At 48.8% G+C, this 21712-nt stretch carries 38 protein-coding genes; 29 read left to right on the forward strand and 9 right to left on the reverse strand.

Going from position 1 to position 21712, the window contains the following annotated elements; all coding sequences use genetic code 11:
• The first annotated feature begins 2 nt into the window (after positions 1–2).
• The 10 genes from NYE74_RS32935 to NYE74_RS32980 are packed head-to-tail and all read left to right on the forward strand — an operon-like array spanning position 3 to position 7400.
• Positions 3–236 (forward strand): hypothetical protein, encoded by a 234-nt coding sequence (locus NYE74_RS32935; protein ID WP_341005572.1) that lies wholly within the window; start codon positions 3–5, stop codon positions 234–236.
• Positions 233–634, forward strand: coding sequence for a phage tail protein (locus NYE74_RS32940; protein WP_341005573.1), 402 nt, complete (start codon positions 233–235; stop codon positions 632–634). Before NYE74_RS32935 ends, NYE74_RS32940 begins: the two co-directional genes overlap by 4 nt.
• Positions 624–950 (forward strand): lysozyme, encoded by a 327-nt coding sequence (locus NYE74_RS32945; protein WP_341005574.1) that lies wholly within the window; start codon positions 624–626, stop codon positions 948–950. Before NYE74_RS32940 ends, NYE74_RS32945 begins: the two co-directional genes overlap by 11 nt.
• Positions 950–2074, forward strand: coding sequence for a baseplate assembly protein (locus NYE74_RS32950; RefSeq protein ID WP_341005575.1), 1125 nt, complete (start codon positions 950–952; stop codon positions 2072–2074). The genes NYE74_RS32945 and NYE74_RS32950 overlap by 1 nt, the downstream gene beginning before the upstream one ends.
• Positions 2067–2639 (forward strand): phage tail protein I, encoded by a 573-nt coding sequence (locus NYE74_RS32955; protein ID WP_341005576.1) that lies wholly within the window; start codon positions 2067–2069, stop codon positions 2637–2639. The genes NYE74_RS32950 and NYE74_RS32955 overlap by 8 nt, the downstream gene beginning before the upstream one ends.
• A gap of 2 nt (positions 2640–2641) precedes the next feature.
• Positions 2642–5536, forward strand: coding sequence for a phage tail protein (locus NYE74_RS32960; protein WP_341005577.1), 2895 nt, complete (start codon positions 2642–2644; stop codon positions 5534–5536).
• Positions 5537–5541: 5 nt separating this feature from the next.
• On the forward strand, positions 5542–6039 hold the full coding sequence (locus tag NYE74_RS32965; protein ID WP_341005578.1) for a hypothetical protein: 498 nt from the start codon (positions 5542–5544) through the stop codon (positions 6037–6039).
• A complete protein-coding gene (locus tag NYE74_RS32970) occupies positions 6032–6142 on the forward strand; it encodes a CD1375 family protein (protein ID WP_341005579.1) in 111 nt (36 codons plus the stop codon). Before NYE74_RS32965 ends, NYE74_RS32970 begins: the two co-directional genes overlap by 8 nt.
• Before the next feature lie 53 nt (positions 6143–6195).
• The gene (locus NYE74_RS32975; RefSeq protein WP_341005580.1) at positions 6196–6630 is read left to right on the forward strand and encodes a phage holin family protein; all 435 of its coding nucleotides are present in this window, start codon (positions 6196–6198) and stop codon (positions 6628–6630) included.
• On the forward strand, positions 6627–7400 hold the full coding sequence (locus NYE74_RS32980) for a C39 family peptidase (RefSeq protein ID WP_341005581.1): 774 nt from the start codon (positions 6627–6629) through the stop codon (positions 7398–7400). The genes NYE74_RS32975 and NYE74_RS32980 overlap by 4 nt, the downstream gene beginning before the upstream one ends.
• Positions 7401–7665: 265 nt before the next feature.
• Here the strand turns inward: NYE74_RS32980 and NYE74_RS32985 are convergent, their stop codons facing one another.
• The 5 genes from NYE74_RS32985 to NYE74_RS33005 form a co-directional block, all read right to left on the reverse strand.
• Positions 7666–8160 (reverse strand): hypothetical protein, encoded by a 495-nt coding sequence (locus tag NYE74_RS32985; protein ID WP_341005582.1) that lies wholly within the window; start codon positions 8158–8160, stop codon positions 7666–7668.
• Positions 8161–8323: 163 nt separating this feature from the next.
• Positions 8324–8458 (reverse strand): hypothetical protein, encoded by a 135-nt coding sequence (locus tag NYE74_RS32990; protein WP_341005583.1) that lies wholly within the window; start codon positions 8456–8458, stop codon positions 8324–8326.
• Positions 8459–8497: 39 nt separating this feature from the next.
• Positions 8498–9439, reverse strand: coding sequence for a tyrosine-type recombinase/integrase (locus NYE74_RS32995; protein WP_341005584.1), 942 nt, complete (start codon positions 9437–9439; stop codon positions 8498–8500).
• Positions 9440–9518: 79 nt separating this feature from the next.
• On the reverse strand, positions 9519–9728 hold the full coding sequence (locus NYE74_RS33000) for a hypothetical protein (RefSeq protein ID WP_341005585.1): 210 nt from the start codon (positions 9726–9728) through the stop codon (positions 9519–9521).
• 93 nt (positions 9729–9821) lie between these two features.
• The gene (locus tag NYE74_RS33005; protein WP_341005586.1) at positions 9822–10220 is read right to left on the reverse strand and encodes a hypothetical protein; all 399 of its coding nucleotides are present in this window, start codon (positions 10218–10220) and stop codon (positions 9822–9824) included.
• 142 nt (positions 10221–10362) lie between these two features.
• On the opposite strand from NYE74_RS33005, the gene NYE74_RS33010 reads away from it, so the two are divergent.
• The gene (locus tag NYE74_RS33010) at positions 10363–10572 is read left to right on the forward strand and encodes a helix-turn-helix domain-containing protein (RefSeq protein WP_341005587.1); all 210 of its coding nucleotides are present in this window, start codon (positions 10363–10365) and stop codon (positions 10570–10572) included.
• A 171-nt stretch (positions 10573–10743) separates the two neighbouring features.
• On the opposite strand, the gene NYE74_RS33015 is transcribed toward NYE74_RS33010, so the two are convergent.
• Complete coding sequence (locus tag NYE74_RS33015; RefSeq protein ID WP_341005588.1) at positions 10744–10959, reverse strand: hypothetical protein; 216 nt, start codon at positions 10957–10959, stop codon at positions 10744–10746.
• 243 nt (positions 10960–11202) lie between these two features.
• Between NYE74_RS33015 and NYE74_RS33020 the strand changes: the two genes are divergently transcribed.
• Positions 11203–11673: a hypothetical protein gene (locus tag NYE74_RS33020; RefSeq protein ID WP_341005589.1), complete on the forward strand. Its 471-nt coding sequence runs from the start codon at positions 11203–11205 to the stop codon at positions 11671–11673.
• Positions 11674–11747: 74 nt separating this feature from the next.
• Here the strand turns inward: NYE74_RS33020 and NYE74_RS33025 are convergent, their stop codons facing one another.
• A complete protein-coding gene (locus NYE74_RS33025) occupies positions 11748–12698 on the reverse strand; it encodes a hypothetical protein (RefSeq protein ID WP_341005590.1) in 951 nt (316 codons plus the stop codon).
• Positions 12699–12812: 114 nt separating this feature from the next.
• Between NYE74_RS33025 and NYE74_RS33465 the strand changes: the two genes are divergently transcribed.
• The gene (locus NYE74_RS33465; protein WP_445323435.1) at positions 12813–13124 is read left to right on the forward strand and encodes a LytTR family DNA-binding domain-containing protein; all 312 of its coding nucleotides are present in this window, start codon (positions 12813–12815) and stop codon (positions 13122–13124) included.
• Positions 13125–13264: 140 nt separating this feature from the next.
• On the opposite strand, the gene NYE74_RS33470 is transcribed toward NYE74_RS33465, so the two are convergent.
• Together NYE74_RS33470 and NYE74_RS33030 are read right to left on the reverse strand one after the other, a co-directional pair.
• Positions 13265–13492, reverse strand: coding sequence for a helix-turn-helix transcriptional regulator (locus NYE74_RS33470; RefSeq protein ID WP_445323436.1), 228 nt, complete (start codon positions 13490–13492; stop codon positions 13265–13267).
• Between the two features lie 217 nt (positions 13493–13709).
• Positions 13710–14099 (reverse strand): helix-turn-helix transcriptional regulator, encoded by a 390-nt coding sequence (locus NYE74_RS33030; protein ID WP_341005591.1) that lies wholly within the window; start codon positions 14097–14099, stop codon positions 13710–13712.
• Positions 14100–14335: 236 nt separating this feature from the next.
• Here NYE74_RS33030 and NYE74_RS33035 point away from each other — a divergent pair, with 236 nt between their 5' ends.
• From NYE74_RS33035 to NYE74_RS33110, 16 genes are all read left to right on the forward strand, one after another.
• Positions 14336–14572 carry a helix-turn-helix domain-containing protein gene (locus tag NYE74_RS33035; RefSeq protein ID WP_341005592.1) on the forward strand — a complete coding sequence of 79 codons (237 nt, stop codon included), beginning with the start codon at positions 14336–14338 and terminating at the stop codon, positions 14570–14572.
• Positions 14550–15269, forward strand: a complete 720-nt coding sequence (locus NYE74_RS33040) for an ORF6C domain-containing protein (protein WP_341005593.1) — start codon at positions 14550–14552, stop codon at positions 15267–15269. Before NYE74_RS33035 ends, NYE74_RS33040 begins: the two co-directional genes overlap by 23 nt.
• 66 nt (positions 15270–15335) lie before the next feature.
• Positions 15336–15578: a DUF7667 family protein gene (locus tag NYE74_RS33045; RefSeq protein ID WP_341005594.1), complete on the forward strand. Its 243-nt coding sequence runs from the start codon at positions 15336–15338 to the stop codon at positions 15576–15578.
• Entirely contained in the window at positions 15575–15844 is a 270-nt protein-coding gene (locus NYE74_RS33050) for a hypothetical protein (protein ID WP_341005595.1), read from the forward strand. Before NYE74_RS33045 ends, NYE74_RS33050 begins: the two co-directional genes overlap by 4 nt.
• Positions 15832–15993 carry a hypothetical protein gene (locus tag NYE74_RS33055; RefSeq protein ID WP_341005596.1) on the forward strand — a complete coding sequence of 54 codons (162 nt, stop codon included), beginning with the start codon at positions 15832–15834 and terminating at the stop codon, positions 15991–15993. Before NYE74_RS33050 ends, NYE74_RS33055 begins: the two co-directional genes overlap by 13 nt.
• 177 nt (positions 15994–16170) lie before the next feature.
• The gene (locus tag NYE74_RS33060) at positions 16171–16425 is read left to right on the forward strand and encodes a hypothetical protein (RefSeq protein WP_341005597.1); all 255 of its coding nucleotides are present in this window, start codon (positions 16171–16173) and stop codon (positions 16423–16425) included.
• Positions 16426–16439: 14 nt separating this feature from the next.
• Positions 16440–16592 carry an Acb2/Tad1 domain-containing protein gene (locus tag NYE74_RS33065; RefSeq protein WP_445323437.1) on the forward strand — a complete coding sequence of 51 codons (153 nt, stop codon included), beginning with the start codon at positions 16440–16442 and terminating at the stop codon, positions 16590–16592.
• A gap of 76 nt (positions 16593–16668) precedes the next feature.
• Entirely contained in the window at positions 16669–18246 is a 1578-nt protein-coding gene (locus NYE74_RS33070) for an ATPase (protein WP_341005598.1), read from the forward strand.
• Entirely contained in the window at positions 18243–18515 is a 273-nt protein-coding gene (locus tag NYE74_RS33075) for a hypothetical protein (RefSeq protein ID WP_341005599.1), read from the forward strand. The genes NYE74_RS33070 and NYE74_RS33075 overlap by 4 nt, the downstream gene beginning before the upstream one ends.
• 4 nt (positions 18516–18519) lie before the next feature.
• The gene (locus NYE74_RS33080) at positions 18520–18672 is read left to right on the forward strand and encodes a DUF6906 family protein (RefSeq protein WP_341005600.1); all 153 of its coding nucleotides are present in this window, start codon (positions 18520–18522) and stop codon (positions 18670–18672) included.
• Between the two features lie 15 nt (positions 18673–18687).
• A complete protein-coding gene (locus NYE74_RS33085; RefSeq protein WP_341005601.1) occupies positions 18688–19629 on the forward strand; it encodes a resuscitation-promoting factor Rpf1 domain-containing protein in 942 nt (313 codons plus the stop codon).
• On the forward strand, positions 19613–19822 hold the full coding sequence (locus tag NYE74_RS33090; protein ID WP_341005602.1) for a hypothetical protein: 210 nt from the start codon (positions 19613–19615) through the stop codon (positions 19820–19822). The genes NYE74_RS33085 and NYE74_RS33090 overlap by 17 nt, the downstream gene beginning before the upstream one ends.
• Positions 19819–20067 carry a hypothetical protein gene (locus NYE74_RS33095; protein ID WP_341005603.1) on the forward strand — a complete coding sequence of 83 codons (249 nt, stop codon included), beginning with the start codon at positions 19819–19821 and terminating at the stop codon, positions 20065–20067. The genes NYE74_RS33090 and NYE74_RS33095 overlap by 4 nt, the downstream gene beginning before the upstream one ends.
• Positions 20064–20825, forward strand: a complete 762-nt coding sequence (locus NYE74_RS33100; protein ID WP_341005604.1) for an MBL fold metallo-hydrolase — start codon at positions 20064–20066, stop codon at positions 20823–20825. The genes NYE74_RS33095 and NYE74_RS33100 overlap by 4 nt, the downstream gene beginning before the upstream one ends.
• Positions 20826–20984: a hypothetical protein gene (locus NYE74_RS33105; RefSeq protein ID WP_341005605.1), complete on the forward strand. Its 159-nt coding sequence runs from the start codon at positions 20826–20828 to the stop codon at positions 20982–20984.
• Positions 20984–21697: a hypothetical protein gene (locus tag NYE74_RS33110; protein ID WP_341005606.1), complete on the forward strand. Its 714-nt coding sequence runs from the start codon at positions 20984–20986 to the stop codon at positions 21695–21697. The genes NYE74_RS33105 and NYE74_RS33110 overlap by 1 nt, the downstream gene beginning before the upstream one ends.
• Positions 21698–21712 lie beyond the last annotated feature (15 nt).

Genomic DNA, 21712 nt, shown 5'->3' on the forward strand with positions numbered 1-21712 from the left:
TTATGATTAACACGGTCAGGGTAGGTACAGTTTCAACCGTTGATGAAGAGGCCCTGTCAGTGAGGGTACTGTTCGAAGACCAGGATGATATGGTATCTGATGAGTTACCTATCGTTTTGCCCTTTACTGAAGCTGTAGTTGTTCCTCCGAAAGTAGAAGATGTAGTGTTGTGCGTATTTACTTCCGCGGGAGATGGTTACTGCCTCGGGAAAATACCTACCGAGGAGGGTGAATGATGCTCGGCTCTCTCGGACCAATAGTATTCATCGCAACTGAAAAGACACTGCGGACTTTCCGGGATTTCCGGCGGACCGGCGGCGGCCGCTATGCCGTGCATGAGGTGCTTGGGAAAAAGCCCATTACCCAACGGATCGGGCCGGGACTGGATACCGTAAGCTTTGTGATGCGATTCGATGCGAAATACGGTGTGAATCCGCGAAAGGAGATGGACAACATTGTCGCCTTGGAGCGCGACGGTAAGGCAATGCCGCTCACCATCGGCGGCAAAGGTGTCGGCACGGCCCTGTGGGTCATTACCCAATACGAACAGACTTGGAGCACTGTAGATAATCGGGGTAATGTTCTGACGGCAGAGGTATCCATAACGCTACAGGAGTATGTCCATGTCGTATAGCGTTGATTTATCTCAAACTCAATGGGTGAACTTTGCTCCAAGCACACTCCATGAGGAAGTGGCGCAGAACATACGAACAATCGTTACAACTGCCCTTGGTTCGGCACCCGGATCGCGCGGAATTGGCATCGATTGGAGTCTGATTGACGATCCAGTACCCGTTGCGCAGGCCCGTCTGTCTGGCTTAATTATATCAGCGATACTTGAGCAGGAGCCGCGGGCAACGGTGACAGAGGTTACGTTTAGCAATCCAAATGTAGATGAGCCCAACAAACTGCTGCCGGTTATCAAATTTGTTGTAGAGGAGGGAGCTTGATGGTGCTAACCGATTTGCCGGATATCGAATTTATAAGCGTCGATGCAAGTGAGACGCAAAACAATATTATCTCGATTTACGAAGCCTTAGCTGGTCGCACACTTTATCCAGGCGATCCGGTAAGGCTTTTTTTGACGGCCCTGGCGCAAATCATCGTGCAGCAAAGGGTGGCGATCAACTATAGCGCAAAGCAAAATCTCTTGCGGTATGCTGCCGGGGGGATACTTGACAACATCGGTGCAAGGAGCAATGTTACGCGCCTGCCAGCTACTCCAGCTCGTACAACACTCTCGTTTCAGTTATCTGCATCTTTGACCTCTGCGGTAAATATCCCGGCAGGCATCAGGGTGGGGCTTAATGATGGGAGTGACTTGTATTTTGCAACAACTGAGGTGCTTGAAATTCCGGCTGGATCAACAACCGGAACTGTTACAGCAGAGTGTACGACGGCTGGAGCTATCGGCAACGGGTTTACAATCGGACAGATCAACGTCATTATTGATCCCCTGCCATTTGTGCAGTCAGCCAGCAATACAACCGTTACGGAAGGGGGGGCTGACGAGGAGACGGACGACGCATATCGCGAGCGAATCCATATTGCACCGGAGTCTTTTTCGGTGGCCGGTCCAGACGGTGCATATCGATTTTGGGCGGCATCCGCAAATCAATTGATCGTTGACGTTGAAGTCAAAAGCCCTACGCCCGGAGTGGTCGAAATCATTCCGTTACTGCAGGGCGGGGAGATTCCCGGGGAGGAAATCTTAAATGCCGTTGCGGAGAAATGCAACGATGAAGAGATACGACCATTAACGGACAATGTGACTGTCAGGGCGCCAGAGGTATACAACTATGACATTAAGTTGACCTACTGGATTAACAAAGATGATGCAGCGGCGGTATCATCCATACAAACTACGGTAGAGGCGGCAGTGCAGGCTTATGTATTATGGCAAAAATCGCGCCTTGGACGGGATATTAATCCATCAGAGCTAATCAGGAGAGTTATGCAGGCCGGGGCGTATCGAGTTGACACTGGAGGGCTTAGTTATTATGAGATTGATTATGACACAGTAGCTATAGCGCAAACAGTCACAGTAACGTATGGAGGGCTTGCAGATGACTAATATCCAAACGGTCAGCCTTGTAGATATCCTGCCCGCAAACCTGCTACGAGACAACCGTATCAAGGCTGCGGCCCGCGCTCTCGACCGTGAGCTCCAAGACATATCACTTGCAGCGGACCGGTTGACACTTTTGGATAACATCAGCAGCCTGCCGGACGAGTGGATAGATGAATTGCTTTGGGAGTATCACGTCGAGGGCGTAGATTTGGCGATCACTCGGGGGGAGGAGGAAAATCTTGTCCTCAATTCGATCAATGTACACCGAAAAAAGGGGACAAAAGCAGCGCTCAAGCGGATTCTTGAGCTACTCGGCATGCGGGGGGCCGTTGAGGAATGGTTTGAATACGGCGGTGATCCGTACACATTTAGAATTGAGATTTTGGAAGTGACCAGGCCTATCACGCAGGAGATGTTAGCACAACTTGATGACTTGATCATGCAATACAAAAACACCCGAAGTCACATGAGGGATTTTAATATTTATTTATCGACCACCGGCACAGCATACGGCATATGGGGTATGCAATCCGGAGAAGTCATAACAGTTTACCCCAAGGAGGCGTAATTGTGGCAGAGTTTTATTCTATACTGACAACCGTCGGGCAAAACAAGATTGCAACTGCGGCAGCTGGCGGCCCACTGGTCAATCTCACGCAAATGGCCGTCGGTGATGGTGGAGGTGCTTATTATGATCCTTCACCATCTCAGACAACTCTCAGGGCCGAAAAATGGCGTGGCAACGTATCTGATGTGTCTATTGACAGCACTCATAATAATTGGGTTGTTGTCGACACCACGATCCCGACGGAGATTGGCGGGTTTACGATCAGAGAGGCGGGTATAATCGATGCTGACGGCGATCTAATTGCAATCGGCAAATATCCTGCAACGTATAAGCCTGCGCCGTCAGAAGGTAGCGCCAAGGATCTCTACCTCCGAATGATTCTGGCCGTCAGTAACACATCAGCGGTCACATTTACTATTGATCCATCGGTCTCTTTGGTTACGAGGCAGGAATTCAACAGCCACGTGGCCGAATACGATGAATTTACCGATCGTTTTAACACCGCTGAGGTTGATTCGGTCGCGCTGCAGCCCGGGCTGACGGTGGTCAATTCGCCGAAGGACGCGCGGTTCCGTCTCGGGGAGATGCGTGGCCGGACGCTGATTAATCTTTTGGGGAATGCCGGAAGTTGCGACTCTATTGTAGGATGGACGGGATTTAATTCTCCTCTTTTATCCGTAGATTCTTCAACATATGAGGATGTTCCAAGTTCTATAAAGGTACAGCAACGTGGTTCCGGGGATACTGGGGTAAGTTCGCCATATTTTAACGTTGATTCTAGTGGGTACTATGTTGCGGTAGCGTTTTTAAGATTCCCGGCAACGGGATTCACCGAATTAACTATGTATTTTGAGGGATCGGGTGCAGCGGGCAAGCTAAGTTCTACCACGCTTAACTCAATTCAAAGATTAACATGGATGCCCGTAACCGTCCTTCTTTCCCCAACACAACTTGGGGCCGTAACAAGAGTAAGAATAAGATTCGAAGCGAAAGGCGGCACTTCAGAAGACGCCTTTAACGTTGACGGCGTCCGCGTATATCAGATTACCGATGAAAAATATAACGAGCTGAGCGGCAAGCCCCATGCAGAAATATCGGATGAATTTCCGATGTGTTCATCGGGCATTCATGGCGTAGACGGCCCCTATGCGATCAGTACGTTTGACAATCTGATTCCGCCGCTGTATGAGTATGAAAGAATTACAAATCCTTCGTCTGAATGGAGTTTTAATTCCGATTATGAAGCGGTTCAGAAGACAACGTCCACGGAAGGACATTACATTAAATTCCAGATAGATGTAGAACCAGATATGGAGTACACCCTATCCTGTGAACATAATGGATATATGGCAGTCACGACACGGGATGGTACCACTCAAATCGTGCCATGGACAAATTCGCAAGAAGTGACCATCAATCCAAATGACTCCATCATATATATATTCTTTGGGAATTATAATGGCAGTACAGGAGTGGCAGGCGCCTATACCTTTAAAAACCCGATGCTCACCATAGGCGCCGAACCCAAACCGTTTGAGCCGCAGCGCAAGTCCGTGCTTGCTTTTCAAACGGAGTTGCACGCGAACCCGACGGACGGGAGCGATCCGGATATACTGTTTGAACAAAATGGGCAGTATTTTAAGTTGGCTAAGTGGAAAAAGGTTGTGCTGGATGGATCGCTTAATTATACCGTTTACGGAAGTAAAGACGGATTTAGGACGATTTCAACCCCTGTTCCTGGCGCTGTGTACCCCTCAACTGTCACAGATACAATAGGGGAGATGACAAAGTATGATGGGAAATTACTTACCAAAAATGATGCTTTTAACATCAATGATTCATGGTATTTGAACGGGGCTATTAAAAGTGCTATCCTCTCAATTCCTAGCGCTGACAGTGGTTGGGGCGATGACTACGAGCCAACTCAAGACGAGGTTAAGGCGTATTTTAACGGATACAAGATGTTTACGGTCGGTCAAGGACATACCAGTACCTACAATGGTACAGGGGTTAAGGCATGGGTAGCGATTGTTGATATTTCAGCTCCGGAAGGTCCTGCCGATACGCAGATATTACCAACAGGCACGTACAGCCAATGGACTCCATGCCAACTCCTGTACCGCCTAGCCAAAGAAAGCGTTGAACCAATTGTTTCTGAAGGTAGCCTGTTGCTGACCGAAGGCGATAACATGGTAGAAGTCGGTACGGGGATTGTGCTGCGAGAGCGGGCTAACCCGGTTCAATCAGGTGTTGCTTTTGTTATCAACGACATAAATTATTCATCGTCACGGCTTACTAATATGGTAGATCGATTTATTTCCGTTTATAGAAATAGTCGAAAAGATAGCACTTGGGAGTTAAGGACAAATAACGCTTATGGGAATGAGCGCCGTGTAACCTTTAGTTATGATCCCTTAACAACTTACTCTGCCACTTATATTAAACTCGACAAATCCCCGATTCAGCCGATAATCGGCACGCTGGCCGCGAACGAAAAGGCGCAGATTAGCGACCTGACGGCTGGCGTGGCCGAGGCGCTGCAGCGTGTGTCCGTTGTTGAGCAGAAGAAGGAAGAGAAGGATGTGCCGGGGTGGATAGGCGCAACCTTGCTTAATGGTGCTACTGGAAGCGTAAAATACCGAAAGATTGGCTTGACTTTGTACGTCGGTGGAACGCTGTTTACGGGTGCTAAAATTGCGGGAACCGTACTATTTAGGCTGCCGGATGATTACACGCCGAAAACAGTCACGACGTTAGTGCTTGCCACATATGATTCCGGCGCGGAGCTCCGAAGCGTCGTGGTTGATTTTTACCCGGACGGATCAGTGAGACTGGCCTCTGACGCCCGTTCCGTGATTATATTTAATTCTGTTTCCGTATCTTTAGATTGGAGGTAGCACCTGTGAAAGAAGCGATAAAAATAGACCTTGAGGGCTATTATGTTGGTGTCAAACATGTGGACGATGCCTTTTCCGGCGTCGTCCCTTTTTATGCCGATCCACCTGCGGCGGCCATGGAGATGCCGCCTGAAACCGATACCGCCGCTGAACTGGAGCGGTCGGAAGAGGAGCCGCAGCCAGCCGGGTTTATCGTCGGCGTGCCGGTTCCAACTGGGCTGTACCTGCCGCGTTTTGATTTGAAGGCGTGGAATGCTGACAACAACCGGGACCCGGTGGCGTACTGGTCCGAAGGCCTGACGCCGGAAGAGATCGCTGCGCTTCATCCGCCAGCGGAACAGACAGAGCTGGAGCGCCTGCAAGAAGAAAACACAAAGCTGAAAGTGGCACTCGCCGAGCTGGCCGAAGCGGCGGAAGTAGACAAGACCAAAACGCAGCTTGCCCTAGCGGAATTGGCTGAGATGATCGCCGCCGGTCAAGGAGGTGAGAAAACAAATGGCTGAAATCTACTGTGATTTAATCCGGAAGCAGTTACGGACCGTCGATGATGTGCCGCTGCGCTGGAAAGAACAGGTGAAAGAGCTGCTTGATACTGACGCCAAATAGGCGTATTTTTTATGCCCTCGGAGCCGATCCGGGGTTATTAAAGATAAGAGGGGATGATCAAAGTGGATACCGTAATCAAAGGGCTTATCGCTGTCGGCGGATCGGCAGCATCATTTTTATTTGGGGGTTGGTCGTCGTTGTTAAATATCCTACTGGCTTTTGTGGTTATCGACTATATTTCCGGGGTAGCCGCAGCAGCCCAGGAGGGGAAATTGAGTAGCCGGATCGGCGGCTGGGGGATCGCCAAAAAAGTATCGATCTTTGCCATCGTGGCTGTGGCTCACTTGGTAGATACCGCGTTGGGAGACGCACACCTATTTAGGGATGCGGCAATCTTTTTTTACCTTGCTAACGAGCTTTTGAGCCTGCTTGAAAACGCCGGGCGGCTCGGGGCGCCTATCCCTCCGGGACTGCAAAAGGCTATTGCTATCCTGCAAGGTAAAGGCGGAGTAGCGGGCGAGACTGGAAAAGAAGGTGAAGGAAAATGAAGCTTGTATATTATAGCCAAGAGGACCAGAAATGGAAGAACACTCCGTACACCATTGACGGGGACGCTGGCGAGACGATAGGCGCTTCTGGTTGTGGCCCCACATCGTTCGCAATGGTGGCGAGCACATTCCTGGGTAAAGAGATCCTGCCGACTGAAACTTGTCAGTACGCCATAAAAAACGGGTACAGGACCGCGAATAACGGCACTGCGTGGGGGTTTTTCGCCAGCGCTGCGAAGCATTACGGTTTATCCTGTGTCCAGACTGGTAGCCTGGACGCCGCCAAGGCTGCGCTGCGGGAAGGCAAATTAGTGATCGCCTCGATGGGCCGCGGGCATTTTACGTCCGGCGGTCATTTTATTTTGCTCGTTGGTATCAATTCGGACGGATCGATCGACGTTTTTGACCCGAACCATGACAACCGAAAATATGGGTCCGACGGCTTGATTAATCAAGGTGTTAAGGACGACGGCAAAGTAACAGCCAAAGAATCGGTGTTTAAGTCTGAGGCAAAGCAATATTGGATTTTTTCAGCCATTTCTAAAAAACAGGAGAGTGAAGAAGCAATGACGCCAGAAGAAAAGAAAGCATTTGATAAATTGGTATCCCGGGTGACAGATCTGGAGGAAGAGAATAAAAAGGTGACGGCACCGAAATGGTTTGTAGATGAATTTGGTTCGGCAGACCTGGGCGGACTGATCAGAGATCCGGAACTTACAGCGGAGGGATGGAGAACTTTAGCCATAGGGTTGCGAGCATCCCAAAAATAGGATATGATTTAATAAAATCCGAAAGAATCGGTAGAAGAAGCCCTGTCCGCGTCCTGCGGGTGGGGCTTTTTTCTTTTCACCCAAGGAAAATTTTCCTGACCACGACAAAGCCCACCGACCACATAGGTTAGTGGGCTTTTTATTACTTGACGATATTGGAGCATAGGTATAAAATGACAGTGTAGTTTTTGCCTGCCTTGCGCGGGCACGGATTGAAAGATATCGAGCTACACTTACGACGGAGGCCCCATAACGGGGCCTTTTGTCATCCGAATATAATTTCTGTACGACTTTTCATTTCTTCTAGTCCACATTCCTCTAATTCCCTATTAAGAGAATTAAGTGCGGACAACAGGGTTGCCTTGTCATACCCAAATCGAGCAAAAGGTTCGCCTCCCCTTTCAACATCAGATTCATTAAAAATAGCTTCCCGAATATCGAAACTTTCTAAAGTTCTTACCAACTGTAAGCTGGTAAATGTCCCTCTGTAAAAGTAAGGAACCACCTTAATTTTAAAATCGTCGCTCCAAGATACTATTTTGTCACCTGATGTTTCAGCGACAAACAATACCCCTTGTTCCGGGATTTTCACACCCTTGTCAAACAAAAAGGGGCGATGAATCCTAGTCAGCAAATGGGTGTCAAAGGTAGGGACTTCCACCCCAATCACGTCAATTTCAGGAGGGAAAAATCCTCTCTCCACCGCAAACTCGTGTGAAGATAACGAATCCTTTGTCACTACACGCATTAGTCTTTTCATCCTTCATTTCCCCTTTCGCACCGCCTCCCTGTAGGTGAGGGCTTACGCGCTTATATTCGTTTGATCGTCCGAACCAGCGCTACAACCGACAGCACCAGCGCTACAACCGACAGCACCAGCGCTACAACCGACAGCACCAGCGCCGCCATACTGACAATCAGCGTTACTGTTTCAATGCGTTATTCTCCTCGTTGTATATTTCTTCCGCGCAACTTCTGCAATATCGTTCGCTGTTCAGTAGCTCCGCTTCCTCGCATGCTCGGCATGTACCTAATACGTTTAATTCATCTTTATCCATTTGTATCCTCCTTAGAGGGGCCGAAGCCCGGGTTTTTGACTATATTTTAGGGGGCGTTATGTCCCTGCATGGGTTGCAGGTGTCATAAGCCTTGTTTAAATCAACGCCCCACAGACGCACGTATTTGTCGGTCATCTGTGTTGATGTATGTCCCATAATGCGAGATAGGGCGATTGTATTGCCGCCATTTACTACCCACAACCTAGCAAAAGTATGACGGAATGTATGAGGGCTAACCCTAAGTTGATCTATGCCCAAGTGCGTTCCCAATAATTTTTTTGCCCTCCGGAGCGCATCCCGTATTGAGGATGTCTGTAAAGGCTTGCCGTAACGAGAGGCAAATAGATAGTCATCGTGATCGATGGCATACTTTTGTATATATTCCTGCATCAGCCGGGAGAGCTCATACGACACCGGCACCTCTCGCTCCTTGTCACCTTTGCCTAGCACGACCATCATCCGCTTGTTATGATCAATAGCGGAGACACGCAAATGCAACGCTTCGTTAATCCTTAATCCGCTACTGGCCAGCATGTACAGTAACAATGCCATACGATCTTTGTATCTTTGCTCTGTGCGAGTCTCCCTCACGGCATCGATGATGGCTTGTAGTTGATCGGGAGTAAAGCTTTGGATTATCGTTTTGCGGGACAGCGGTCGTTGAATACCATCAGTTATTGACGAGGGTATTACACCGCGCTCCCGCAGAAACTGATCCAGCCGTCGCAAAGCATCGTAATGTTTAGCTCGGGTAGCAGCGGATAGAGGTTTGCCTGTGTGGTGGTTTGGTCGATCTGTCAGCCAAACCATATATTCCCGGCATAAACTTAGGTCCAGTCTCTCAGCTTGATGTATTCCGTTCGCCGCACAAAAGGCGGCGAACTCCTGGAATGGAGAAATGATATTGCGGATGCTTTGCGTCTTAATCCCTTCTGATCTAAGCCACATATCAAAATCGTCTTTCAATTCAATTAAATTCATACCATCTCTCCAAATCTGTTGGCAGTTGAGTATTTTATATTAAACTATACGCTGCGGGTATCCGCGACCGCAGACTACATTAAATGCTGATCGTGTTCCCCATGCCGTCCTCCCAGCCGTTTACGTCATGGCCGGCATCCAGATCGGAGATGATGGCCTCCATGTCGTCGATCGATCCAGGAGTAATAACTGCCACCGTTTCGTTATCCTTAACAACCGCAAATTCATGCAGCGAGTAATCAAATGGCATTTCCTTTACAGAGTAACCGCTTCTTTCCCACGTTCTCATTTGCAATTCCTCCAATTTTGTTATAATGGAGGGCGGGAAGGCCGTCGAAAGTTTTCCCGCCCGGCCGCTTGATGTTCGAGCATCAAGCGGCTTTTAGAATCCCGACTCCGTCACCGCCACTTGCATGTCGAGTAAAGACATCTCGACACACTCCCCACCGACTACTTTAAAGAACTGTTTCCGTTTGCCGTTAAACGACTCATAATATCCGTCGTTGAGGCAGAATACTTTGTTTCCGTACTCATCGTCCCAGTCTTTCACCAGGAATTTGCGATCCAACTTGTAGACCGGATGCGTTCCTACGATTTGCGCCAGCCAAGTACGGCACTTTTTTGTGTCCGCATTAAGTGTGATTTCGAACTTTTCCACTCTGGCCTTCACCTCCTTCCACGCCATGGCAAGAGCCTGGGCAAAGTATTCTTTTACCTTACCGCCAAACTTTACTACAGCCGTCTGTGCGATCTCCCAAGCTCTTACCATTACGTTTTTCATTTCGATTCCCTCCGTTTTTTTTGATAAGTTTTATTTCCTGTACTTAATGTATCATATACGATACATGATGTCAAACAAAAAGTTTGCTTTTCTGTATTTTGTGTATTATATTTAGATTATAAAGTTTCGGAAGGTGAATGATATGCCATTCTCGTATAAACCTCTTTTTCGACTACTGCTAGAAAAAGATATGAAAAGAACGGATTTGAAATCAACTTTGGGCTTTGGGCCAGCAACGGTAGCTAAATTTGACAAAGGGGAAAATGTCTCCCTGGACGTGATTGATAAGCTATGCACGTATTTTGATTGCCAACCCAACGATATTATGGAGCACATAAAGGAGGAGGCATAATGTTGCCCAGGGAAATCGAGTACAAAGTAGAGGGGAACTTGTTAATACCGTTTGTCTACGTTGACTTCGATAGTTTTATGGATCACTACGAGTGGTTTGTGATAAATTATAAGCAGGTGCGGCGTGGGAAAAGGAAGAGAGGGGCCTAACTGCTCGGCCCCTCTCCCTATCTTACTTCCGGCGCTTGCGGCCCTGCGTCATGATGACGTATAGGTCGTATGCGCGTTGCTCCTGCACTGTGAGGCGATACCGGTCAAGTATCTCCGCCTCGCGTTCCCGGAACTCCTTCTGAGTGATTCGTCCCAGCCCGCGCTGTTCGCGAATCACTTTCAGGAGGTGTTCCTGTTTTTGGAGCTTTTTAAAAGCTTCGTACACCAGTTTGTCCATCGTTTCTTTTCCCTCCTTTCGGAAGCTCATGTTTCACTTCCTGTATTTATTATATCACTTTATGTACGTAATGTAAAACATTTTGTTTCGATTTCTGTACTTTTTTAACTGTACACATAATGAAAAGCCCATCTTGGAATAACTCCGAGGGGGCTTTTCATTTAAATTTGATTGGTTTATAATACAAACGAATGTTCGCGTTTTAGTGCGATAACGAGCGGAACAGATAGGAGGTCATAATAATTGGGCAAACTGGACGGTAACGAGCGGTGGAAATCAAAGATGCTGCTCACCGAGCATCAAGAGCAATATGAAAGTCGAAATGACCCCAAAAAGACGTCTCGACCCACGATAGAGGAGTTCACTATGATCCGCGACTACATCTTACTACCTTACATGCTTACGATGGTGCAAAAGAGCGTAGATGACATTGAGCGCAGTTCTAACCTTTTAAAGCAGCTTTATCTGGCAGTTGGCCAAGCGGTCATGAACAAAATAAGCAAAGACATGCGTGATATAAAACGCGAATTAACGAAACGTAACATAAAGATTGTCAGTGACGAACATGCAGATTTGGTCGTGTATCACCGTTTCCTGTGTCGAGGATATGAGGAGCGTTTTGGGATGACTCGCGATGTGATGCGTTCGGAAATCAGTATCCGGCTAGGAGCTTACATTGCGGGGGTTGGGGCGAGTTTGAAGACACCGAGCTGAGCGGGATTATATCGGCCGTTGATATAAGGCCATTACAAAAGCAGCCCCTAATTTGCAGGGAGCTGCTTGTTTTCTTACTTTTCATTTGCATCCGAAACGATGAACCAAACTCCCAATTCTTCCGTGCCCTTCAATGTGTACTTGATACCATTTCTTTCAGTGGATTTATTGATTTTTTTAAGGTCCACATTTTCGTCCAGTAATCCGACATCTTCCAATACACTGCCACGCTCATCAGGAGATAAATCTGGATTCGTTGCTGCGATTAATAAACCGACGGTAAGAAGCATGTCTGTTCCAGACTCAATGCTTCCATCCCCGGCCCCGACCATCGTCACTTCTCGCATACTTTTATCTGATTTGTTCACACTGCCTGTTAGAGCAACATAGTCACTAATTTTGTGTGTGAATACATCCTGTACGGCTCCCTCTTCAACCTTTATTTCCCCAAGTTTCATATCAATGTTCGAACTCTTGGCAGCAGAATTGAACGCTTTGCGGAAACCTTCGACGTCCATCCCAATGTCTCCAGGCTTCGAATTCTGCTCAGGTTCTTTTTTTGACTCAGTTTTCTTAGGCCCGGGCTCCTTGTTCAATTCTTCAAAATCTTCGCCACCAAGCGTCGTGTACAGCCGCTTTGCTTCAGCAAGATTATCAGATTTCACAGCTTCAGCGAGCTTCTTGAAGTCCTCTTTATCCTCGCCGGTTATCTTTTCCGAATATTGCAAAAGCACTCCGGTTCTTGATTCGTGGTTTTCAGGGGTTATGGTCCCTTTAACCGTCAATTCTATGTAGGCTTGAGCTTCACCCAAAGCAATTTCCCTATAACTCTTCTGCCATTCCTCTTCTGTAGGTTCTTTTGCCTCTTCTTTTTTTTCAGGCTCCGTTGGCTTAGCTTGTTCTTTTTGCGGTTCGGCTATGGCCGGCTCCTCAGGCGTTTTATCCTCCGTAAATAATCCGATTATTCCTCCGAGGACGACGACCACAACCCAGAACCAAACCTGCTTATAAAACGGCTTTTTCAACTCTATTCCCCCTAAAATCTGGATTTTAATTTAGTCTATCAGAACCATTCAATATTTGCTATATCAGTACATAATTTAAGTGATTGATAGGAAACTTACAACTGAGGTGACGACATGATAATCATACTTATTGACGAAAACGGAAGGCTGCAAAAACAACGTATCGCGGACATTTTGTACGTTGAGGTTGTGAATGGAGACCTGCGTTTTCATACGCCTGATAGTGCCTACAGGCTGCCGCAAACGTTAGGCGAATGGGAAGTTATACTAGCCAAAGAAGGCTACGTAAGGGCGTCTAGGCGGGCTCTTGTGAATATTAACCTAGTAAAAAAGTATGACAATGTTGTCAAAATTGCATATTTCGACAAAGCGGGTCTGGGGAAGGGCGTGAAAGTGTCGCGGAGGAAAGCAAAGGAAATGTGGTGATGATAACCGTTCGCAGGGGGTGAACGGTAAATTTTAATCGACTTTATTCGTGGGACATGGTGTCGAAAAGAGCTTAAAATAAGGGTGAAAATGGATTGTTAAGCGTTGCTTAACCACATACTCGGGGGAGAGTAGAAAATCTACTCTTTCCTGTCGTTGGACCATTCAAGTACATACAAATCAGTCACGCGGCAATTGAGAAAGTGGGCGGCGTTGATCGCAAATTCAAGAGACATTTTAGACTTGCCAGAAATCAACTGGCTTACGAAGGAGCGGGAACATTTCATGTGTCTTGCGAATTCAGCCGACGAAATCTCTTTCTCATTCAATCGGTCCAACAACAGGCATTCCCCGAGCAGGAACGCCATTGGAAACTCCTTTCCATTTTCATTTCATTTTCAGAACATTTGTTCTCGTTTTTTGTTCGGTTTTATGCTATCATCATATCAACGTCTCGCCACGGAAAAATTTTCTACCAGGAGTGATGACCTATTCGAAACAGAGAGATTGATTTGGAAGACTATATAAAGCTGCTGGATTGCCAAGGTGTAGATGTCTCAGAAGCGACACTGTATTTAGAGTGCCTTATTTCTTCCAACGCTTCAAAGCTGCTTCCAAAAGCTCAATGATGTCGTCAGCCTCGTCCTTGCTTAAAGTATGCCCCTTGTATGACAGCTTGTACTGATTCAATCGTTCGATAGGAATATCAGCTAACTCCGACTCTTCGTGAGGGTCGGGGTTTTTTACTTCTGATTCTTCTCCATATTGATTTACATCGGTCACACCAATGATGTAATCCACCGTTGCTTTTAGTACCGGAACAAGCTTAGCAGCTATTTCAGTCGTAAGGCGTCGCTCTCCTTTTTCTATGTCGTAATAATATTGCGGAGTAATATCGAGTTGCCTTGCTATTGCAATTCCACTTAAACCCCGATCCTTCCTTAGTTCTTTCAAGCGATTATTGACTTCTGCCACCGATAAACAACTCCTTATATGAAAAATACCTCTTTAAATTTCAGCATTTTGCTGAAATAGATCATAACATTACAGCAGAAATTAAACAATCAGCATTTTGTTGAAATATTGAGCATTTTAAAGCATTATGCTTGTATTATCAGCATAATGCTAATTATTTAAACATAATGCTTAATTTTGCTGTTTTACAGATGTAAGCACAATGCTTATTATTGGGTCATGGAGGTGAGCACAAGATGAACTTCACAGCAGCAGTCAAGGAAGCCATGGACGCAAAAGGAATGAGCAGAGCTGATTTAGCAAGAGCAACTGGGCGAAGTTATCAATATATCAGCGATTTGCTTAAAGGTGAGCGTCGTTGGCATGAACTAATCATCAATGAAGTTTGTGAAGCTCTCGAAATCAAAATCGAGATCACGAGCATTTCCAGTGACGAAAAGGAGGTAGAACATGAGCAAATTGCAAGTAATTGATCACGAAGGCCAGCGCGTGCTGACGACGGCGCAGTTGGCGGAGGCGTTTGGGACTGAAACAAAGATCATCAGCAAGAATTTTGAAAGGAATGAATCGCGTTACACGGAAGGAAAGCACTTTTATTCATTAAAAGGCGAGGAACTGAAGGCATTCAAATCTTCTCGTCAAAATGACGACAACCTTAAATTCGCTCCCATCCTCTACCTCTGGACCGAAAAGGGCGCCTGGATGCACGCCAAGTCACTCAACACGGATCAGGCATGGGAAGCTTATGAAATGCTGGTGGACGATTATTACCGGGTTAAGTCGAACCCCTACGAGCAACTCAGCCAAGAGCTTCAGGCGATCTTCTTGCTCGACCAGCGCACTCAGGCATTTGAGGTCCGGGTGGCTCGGCTGGAGAACAACACGACCATTGATTATGGGCAGCAGAACGACCTGCAGCTGATCGCGAATAAAACCGTGCTTGCAGCACTCGGCGGGAAAGAGAGTCCTGCATATCAGGACAAGACGATCCGCGGGGAAATCTATTCTTCGCTCTGGAAGGACTTCAAAGGCTACTTCAACACACATTCCTATAAAAACACCTTGGTTAAGGATTTCGACAAGGCGAAGGAATATGTTGGCGGCTGGCGGCCACATGGGAAGTTACTGCGGGATATAGAGCAGGCGAACTCTCAAATAGCCTTTAGCTAGAATCATCATCCGCTCTTTGACAACTGAATGAAGCGAATTGAAACCAAACGAAAGGATTGTGATAACGTGGCGATCTTTATCCACTCAACTCATCGCGTTCTGGCCCATCTGTACCGACAATTTGCGGCGGGCACTCTAAGCCCACTACAGGGGCCGGAGCTGGTTAAAGCCTTGCGTGACAACGCGGAGTTGGTGCAAAAGATCGACGGATTGAAAGAAGCAGCATACGCAGCCGAGTGTATCAAGAATAAGGACCTGGTCCGTTACTTTTGCGACAAACTGTATGAAATGGAGGCGCAGAGCTTATGAGAATGATTCGAATGAAAATGGCTTTCTTCCTGTTCTTGCGGGGCAAGTTGGAGGCGGAGGGGCGCAGCAAAATGGCAGATTGGGCCCGGCGGCAATACCGGAAATACCGGATGATACTCAGCCTTTTACGCAAGCCGCAGCCGGATCGCCGCGACGACATTGACCGACTGGGAGCATATTTCCGAACGCTTCGGGTCCGGCTGCAGCGCGGCATCACATTTGAGGAATTTGTCCGGCAGGTCCAGTCCGGGGCGTGGACGCCTTGAACCTCGACCGCTTCTCCCGGCCGCTTTGGGGCGAGCAACAGGCCCGGCAGCCCCAGGAAGACGAGATAGCCGCATACAAGCGGGAGCGTGACGAGCAGTTGGAGGAAGCCCTGGAAGGAGGTGAGGAAGACGATGGGAGAAGCTGCTGAAATGGCCCTGGAAGGGTTGCTGTGCGAGTGTTGCAGCACGCTGATCGACGGCGAGGAGCCGGGTTATCCGCGACTCTGCGAGGACTGCGAAAACGACTGATTTTCGCTAAGCCTATTTATTTTTTTGCCAAAATCGGGCTTCTGAGCCCAAAAATCAAGCGAAAGCGAGGGAAAGGCATGGACGATCAAACGCTGCAATACATGGGCGAACGGGTTGATAAAGCTCGTGAAATCAAAAAGAACATCGAGATCTTGGAGGATTTTATCAAGTACAGCGAGCCTTGTGAAAATGTTGAACTTACTTCCGGAAACAGGAGCGTCGAGATTCAGAAATACAGGTTCAAACGCCTTGCAGCCAGCGCCAAGGTCGCTGTCCTGAACCAAGTAGTACAAGAAATCGAACTACTCAAGCAAGAACTCGCCGAGCTTTAGATTCAGGAAGGGAGGTGAACCGCATGGACCAACTGCAAAAAGCGCTGATCGCCTTATCCGAGGCGCTGCAAGAGGTGCAAAAGCTGGATAACAGCCGCGAGCGCAGCGTAGCTATCACGCACATTGAAACGGCGGAGCTTTGGTTAGGCAAATTGGAAGAGCAATAAAAAAGCCGCCCAAAAGAGAGCGGCCAATAAGAAATATTCCAACCTCAATATAACACAAGAAAGCGAGGGACGTGAATTGGCAAAGCGAATTGAATTCATCCGGCTGGAGCTTCAAAACTTCGCCGGGACCCGTAAAGTGGATGTCAATTATGGCGACATCACGAAATTATCCGGCCAGAACGGCGAAGGGAAAACGACGATCGGTGAATCGCCGGCATGGATTTTCTTCGGCACAGACCTGTTCGGGAAGACCTATAACCCTTCGCCAACCACCTATGATTTCGACGTCGTGCGGGCCCGGCTCACCTTTAGCGTAGATGGCGAGGAAATGACCTTCGAGCGGGGGATTGACGGCGGGGACACGGTTTATCTGATCAACGATGTTCCGGTCAAAGCAAAGGAATACGCGGCTGCTGTGGCCGACCTATTCAACAAAGAGGACTTCCTATCCCTTTATAACCCGGGGTTCTTCTTCACCCAACACTGGACTAAGCAGCGGGAACAGATCCTCAAGTATACCGTTCCGCCGGCGAAGTCCGAAGTCCTGGCCGAAATGAGCCGGACTGATCCAGGGCAAAAGCCGAAGGACATTCCGCTTAACCCGGCCGCGGCGAAGCTCGACGAGTTGACCAAGAAGCATTCGCTCGACGATCTCCAGAAGATTCACGGCGGGACTGGCGGGCAGAAATCGAAGCTTGAGAAGCAGCACATCGCCGCGCAGAGCCGCACCAAAACGCTACAGGAACAACTGGACCGCCTGCCGGATGGGCCTGCAGACATCGAGGCGGCAAAAGCCGAGTCGGCTGCGCTGCTGGAACAGATCAAAGCAATTGAGGGGCAGATTGAGGCGGCCAAGACGGTCAACGATAGGCGGGCCGCATTACAGGCGGAACTCGTTGCGGCGCGGCAGCAAGTTGAAGCAGCTAGAGACCGGTACATGCAAGTTTACGACGAGCCGATCGAGGACACCTGCCCGAGTTGCAAGCGGCCGCTGGATGAGGAAGCGGTCAAAGTAGTTACTGACACCAAAGAAAAACGGAAAGAGGAACTGCGCACGGATCATGCCGCCCTGGTCACCAAGCGCAAGGAGTTGGAGAGACTGCTTGCCGGCATTGATTTGATCGACGTTTCCGAGTTCTGGGGCGACATGCGGGAGCTGGAGCGGAAGCGGGACGAGTTGGAGGATTCGATCAAAGCCCAAGAGGGACGGCAGCAGTTGCAGGCGGACGTAGACGCAGCCAAAAAGGCCGAGGCCGACACGCTCGCCAGCTTAAAAGAGTCCGTCTTCATTTTGGACGCGATCAAGGCGTACCGCGCCAAAGAGGCCGAGCTGCAAGCAGAAAAGGTCCAGTCTCTGTTCACCCGGCTTAAGATTCGGCTGCACAAATACGTTAAGGAACGCAATGAATACGATCCAGATTTCAGCATCCAGATGGACGGCAAGGACTATGCTCCCCTCTCCGTAGGAGAGAAGATCACCGCAGGCTTGGAGCTCACAGAGGTACTGCATAAGCAATCCGGCCTGATTGTCCCGACATTTATCGACGGCATCGGGGAGTATACGGGCGAGGTCGCGGTTTACGGCCAACTGATTACCGGGCGGGCCGTAAAAGGTCAAAAACTCAAAATCGAAACGGAGGACTTATCCAAATGAAATATACCAGCCGCATCAAGGATAAAAAGTACGCACTGATCGCCGCGATCCAATCCGGCGCCGCCTATGACTACGCAACCGCCAAAGCTCGCCGCCAGTTCAAGCGGCCGGCATCCGAAAAGAAGCCGTACCAGCGCGGGAAACTGGGGCCGTCGGCTGTAGCTAAGGCGATCAATGATGATTACGGGCGGATCGTTTCGCGCCGCGGTCGCAAACAGCACGCCAGAGTCTTCGATGTGAAATTCCAAAAATACTATTCGCAGGGTTGACGCCATGAAACAGGGCAAGAACCCCACACGCCGCCAGCTTAAGATGTTGGCCGCCCATGTAGCTACCCCGTCGGACTGGTTGATCAGCAAGCAGGAGCCGGACAGATGGCATTTGATTCAGCGCTATACCGGCAAAGTCAAAATCATTTTCTTTTAGGAGGCACTCATTCATATGGCAAATTCAAATACACAGATTCAAGCAATCGATATTACTCAAATTCAGGCCATCGGCCAATGGGGACTCGCTGAAGTTCAGACCCTAAAGGAAACGATAGGCAAAGATTGCTCCGTCCCTCAATTTAATCTCTTTATGTACCAAGTAAATCGGATGGGACTGGACCCTTTCCTGAAACACGCCTTCCCCATTGTATATGGAGGAAAGCTCGATATCCGCGTTTCCTACGAGGGATTCCTATCGAAAGCCAAGGAATGCGAGGATTACGAAGGGGTTTTCAACCAAGTTATTTGCGAAAACGAGACTGATAGCTTTCTCGCTGAAACAGACGATGAAGGTGTCATAACAAAAATCTCTCATAAGATTCGCTTTCCACGCGGAAAGGTTGTCGGCGCGTACTCCATAGCTAAACGGAAGGGAGCCCGGGACGTAATTGTGCTCATGGAAACTTCGGAGGTCATGAAGTACGTCAAGAAAAACCCGAACTTTTGGAAGCTTGAAGACGGAAGCATCGACCCTGATATGTTCAAGAAGCATGTCGGTACCCGCGCTGTAAAGGCTCAATTTAATATCGCAGCCGCGATTGATGAATCAGGCGAGTTTGTGGTTTCGGGGGAAACAAGCGAACCGATCCGCCGCGACATCACCGCCGAAGTAAACGCCGCCGCTGCCGAGACCAAGCAGCCGGCAGAAGCGCCGAAAACAGAGCCTGCGCCGCAAACCAACGATGCAGCCGAGTTGAAAAAGTACCGCGAGAAAATGAAAGAAAACTTTGAAAAGCTCGGCATCACCACACCGGAAGGCATGGAGGATTACATCAAGAAGAATGCCAAGATCAAGGGTGAAAAGCCGACAGCAACCGAATACAAGGCGCTCCTGAAGGTGATGGACCTCCACATTGCCGAGCGGCAGGCGGAACAAGATGTCCTCCCGCTCTGATATTGAGCAACTGGACCTATTCGGCGGCGCTGACCTTGGCGGCGAAAAGCCCCTGAACGGCGTGTACTACGAGAAGGAGACGGATATGTTCGTTTCCTTCTCCCGGGGCCGCCGCTATAAAGAATGGCCGGCAAAGGGCTGCACATTTGAACGAAGCTGGCAGGATCGAATCAAAAGGGAGCGATCGATATGAGCTTTAACTTTATTGAACCATCGCCAACCATGAACATCTACGCCCAAAAAGGCGATAAGGTTAGGTTTTTAAACAAGAACGGGCATGATTGGGAGCCTGAAAAGGCTCGCGAATCCGGTCTGGTTGAAGGCGTCGTTTATACGGTCGAAAAGACGGAAGTGGGCGGTTTTCATACAGATGTCTACCTGCAAGAGTTTCCCGGAAAACCATTCAATTCTGTGCTGTTTGAGGATTTCAAGCCATGAAAGTCGAGATTCTCGCGACAGGGAGCGACGGAAACTGCATTTTTCTCCAAAGCGGCTCCACCGGAATCCTGATCGATGCCGGCAAATGGAAGCGGGACCTGGAAAAGCGGCTGCTGGCCAGGGGCATCAATGCCGCGACGGACATTCAAGCGGTATTCATTACACACAGTCACAGTGATCATGTGCGCGGTTTGACTCTGGCCGGAAAGTATCGCATCCCGGTATATGCGACGCACGGGGAATGGCAGAAGATCAGCGGTGTAGATGAGGAACTGCAGCGGGTCCTTGAAACCACATACAGCAAGTATGACACGGTCGAACTTGGCGGCCTGCACGTGTATCCATTCCAAACCCATCACAACACCCTGGAGCCTGTCGGATACGCCGTAGAGGACGACATTGGAAACCGCGCCTGCGTGGTATTCGACACCGGCCAGATCGATGCAGAGATGCTTCAGATGATGGAGGGCAGCAACATTTACATCATAGAGGCCAACCACGACCTGGAGATGCTGCAAACCGGGCCCTATGATGATTACCTCAAAGACCGGATTGCCGACCCGCATCGCGGCCATCTGAGCAACGACCAGACAGCCGAGGCGCTTCAAAAGCTGGTCCAAGGCCGCGGCGAGCGGATTTATCTAACACACTTGAGCACCAAAAACAATTCGCCGAATCTCGCTTCGCAGGCGGTTCGGATGGCGCTCTTTGAAAAAGGACTTATCAATAAACGAGATTATTTCTTGGAGGTCTTATAAATGGATAAATTTCATTTCACTCAGCTTCAAAATCTGGTCGAGAAGGACCAGAAGCACCGGGAAAAGCAGCTGATTCACCAGCTCCGCTTCGGCAATCTGTCGGAGGATGATCGCAAAGAAGCCGAGCGGGCGCTGCTCCTGATTGGAGGCGGAGTCTGATGCCAAAGGTTTTGATCGCAAATGGTTCCGATGAGGAGACATGGTATTTCGGCCAGCAAGGGAGCGTTTTTGAGGTTGATGATATCAGTTCCTCGACGTATCTGATCAAAGGTAACCATCTTAAGGGCGTCCGTGTAGAGGACGGCGAGCTCCTTTACACCGAAGCCGAGTACAACGGGATCCAGAAGAAGCTCGACCAGGCGATAGAACATAAGCGTTTTGCCGAGTCCGTGGCCAATCAAAAAATAAATGAATGCAATAAGCTGCGCCGGCAGCACGACAAAGCAATCGACGATCTGGCCAAGCATGCGAAGGAGTTGGCCGGACTCAAGGAAGAGAAACGAATATTGCTTGAAACGATTGAAAAGGCAGCCGGGGAGCAACCGTTGATGGAGCTGCCGCGGGAAGTGGTTGATGCACTCCAGAGTTTTTTCGATGACGGTTATGATATTGACCATATTGTTAAGTGCTTGCTGCGAATATCACCTGGGGACGGTTTTCCTCGGCTTGAGTCAATAAGAGAGTATGCCGTTGCACACGGGTATGAATTCATCTGCGCTCTCGCCTACGGCTACACCGCCGAGAAAACGCCGGAGGAGCGGCTGAGCAACGAGATCGAAGAAATCATTCTCGATTGGCATGAGGCTCCGCGTGGGGAAGTATCTGTACTTACTCAGAGAATCGTGGATCATCTGAAATCAATACAAACCTGAACGTTGGTGAGGAGG

The organism is Paenibacillus sp. FSL P4-0127, assembly GCF_038007325.1.
Taxonomy (GTDB): domain Bacteria; phylum Bacillota; class Bacilli; order Paenibacillales; family Paenibacillaceae; genus Fontibacillus; species Fontibacillus macerans.